Here is a 2,121-nt window from a genome sequence, read left to right as displayed (position 1 = left end):
TGAGGGCTACGCAGCGCCGGGCCTGCTCACCACCAAGGGGGTCAATATTGGATGCCGATAGGGGGTCAAACTTCAATGCCGATTGACACCCAACGCGACGAAGCCCTCAAGCCTGAGGTCATGCGGGTCTTTGCCGAGAACTTCTCGGTCTATGGCGTCAGGAAGGTTTGGAGACAGATGCAGCGGGAAGGGTTCGATGTTGCGCGATGCACGGTGCAAAGGCTGATGCGGGAGCTCGGCCTGCAGGGTGTCATTCGCGGCAAACCGGTTCGCACCACGATCAGCGACAAGTCGGCTCCTTGCCCGCTCGACCAGGTGAACCGCCAGTTCCACGCACCGGCACCCGATCGGCTCTGGCTTTCGGATTTCACCTATGTGGCCACATGGGCCGGCTTCGTCTACGTGGCCTTCGTCATCGATGCCTATGCCCGCCGCATCGTTGGATGGCGGGCGTCACGGACTGCCCATGCGGGATTCGTTCTCGATGCCTTGGAGCAGGCCCTGCATGATCGGCGGCCTCTGCATGGCGGTGGCTTGGTCCATCACAGCGATAGGGGCAGCCAAGGCAGATTCAACCGGTCAGCGCAACACCCCAAACTTGGAGGTGTTTATGGTGACGGGAAGACGGAAGTCGGAGCGGTCGACGCGGCAAAAGTTATCCTCGCCAGGTCGGCCACCGGTGTGGCAGCGTGAGAACCTGTGTCGGTTCTGGGGAGAAGTGGCGGCGGGCTTGTCCAGCGAGGATGCCGCTGTGGAAGCTGGCGTCTCTGCCCCCGTTGGAAACCGATGGTTTCGGAGTTCAGGTGGCATGCCTCCCACACATCTATCGCCCTCAGCAACACCGCTCAAAAACCGCAGCCTGACGTTCAGCGAACGGGAGGAAATTGCATTGGAATGCGCTCGCGGCAGTGGCGTTCGCGCCATCGCACGGAAGCTGGGGCGATCACCCAGTACAATCTCGCGCGAGATCAGGCGCAATTCGGCGACACGCAGCGGCGACTTCGACTATCGGGCCATTACCGCACAATGGCATGCTGATCGGGCAGCACGACGGCCGAAAGCCGCAAAGCTTGCAACCAACCTGGCACTTCGTGACTACGTTCAGGACCGGCTCGCCGGCCTCATTGGAACGCCTGACGGCATCGCCTTTGAGGGTCCTGTCGTGGTATGGAAAGGGCGGCGGGCCGTTCATCGGCAAAGTCGACGCTGGTCCAAAGCTTGGAGCCCGGAACAGATTGCGCGGCGTCTGAGACTGGACTTCCCTGAGGACCCGGCCATGCGCATCAGTCACGAAGCCATCTATCAGGCGCTTTATATCCAGGGCCGCGGTGCTCTGAAGCGAGAATTATCGGCTTGCTTGCGCTCTGGACGGGCGCTGCGCTTACCCCGTGAACGTGCTCGCAACCGTGGCAAATCCTTTCTCGGGGATGCACTGATGATCAGCGATCGTCCTGCGGAGATCGACGACAGAGCGGTGCCTGGCCATTGGGAGGGCGATCTCATTCTGGGTCTCGGCAGTTCAGCGATCGGCACGCTGGTCGAACGTACAACACGGTTTACAATGCTCCTGCACCTGCCTCGCATGGAAGGTCACGGGATCGACAAGTCCGTCAAGAACGGTCCTGCTCTTGCCGGGCATGGCGCCGAAGCAGTCCGTGATGCTATCGCCGAAACGATCATGGAGCTGCCGGCGCACCTACGCCAATCCCTAACGTGGGACCAAGGTGCCGAGATGGCTCAACACGCACAGCTCAGGATCGATACTGGCCTCGATATTTACTTCTGCGACCCTCAAAGTCCGTGGCAGCGCGGTAGCAATGAAAACACAAACGGTTTGCTACGGCAGTACTTTCCGAAGGGTACAGATCTGAGCCAGCACGGAGCCGATGAACTCAGCGCTGTGGCGCATGCCCTTAATAGCAGGCCTCGCAAGACGCTGGGTTATCGCACGCCGGCAGAAGCGCTCGACGGTTTGCTTAAATCGGATATGATCGAAAGTGTTGCAGCGACCGGTTGAATCTGCCCAATACGTGTCCATCAAATATACCGAGCGGCTGGCCGAGGCCGGCATCGAACCTTCAGTGGGCAGCGTGGGCGACTCTTATGACAATGCCTTGGCCG

General features: G+C 60.3%; 1 protein-coding gene and 1 pseudogene. Both read left to right on the top strand.

The window, feature by feature from the left end; translation table 11 throughout:
* Nucleotides 1–90: 90 nt before the first annotated feature.
* A pseudogene (locus tag E1832_RS00065) lies at nt 91–564 on the top strand (IS3 family transposase); the annotation flags it as partial.
* A gap of 46 nt (nt 565–610) precedes the next feature.
* The gene (locus E1832_RS00060) at nt 611–2,017 is read left to right on the top strand and encodes an IS30 family transposase (RefSeq protein WP_202903115.1); all 1,407 of its coding nucleotides are present in this window, start codon (nt 611–613) and stop codon (nt 2,015–2,017) included.
* Nucleotides 2,018–2,121 lie beyond the last annotated feature (104 nt).

It is taken from the genome of Antarcticimicrobium luteum (assembly GCF_004358185.1).
Lineage (GTDB): Bacteria > Pseudomonadota > Alphaproteobacteria > Rhodobacterales > Rhodobacteraceae > Antarcticimicrobium > Antarcticimicrobium luteum.
This window is presented reverse-complemented; position numbering and strand designations above follow the sequence as displayed.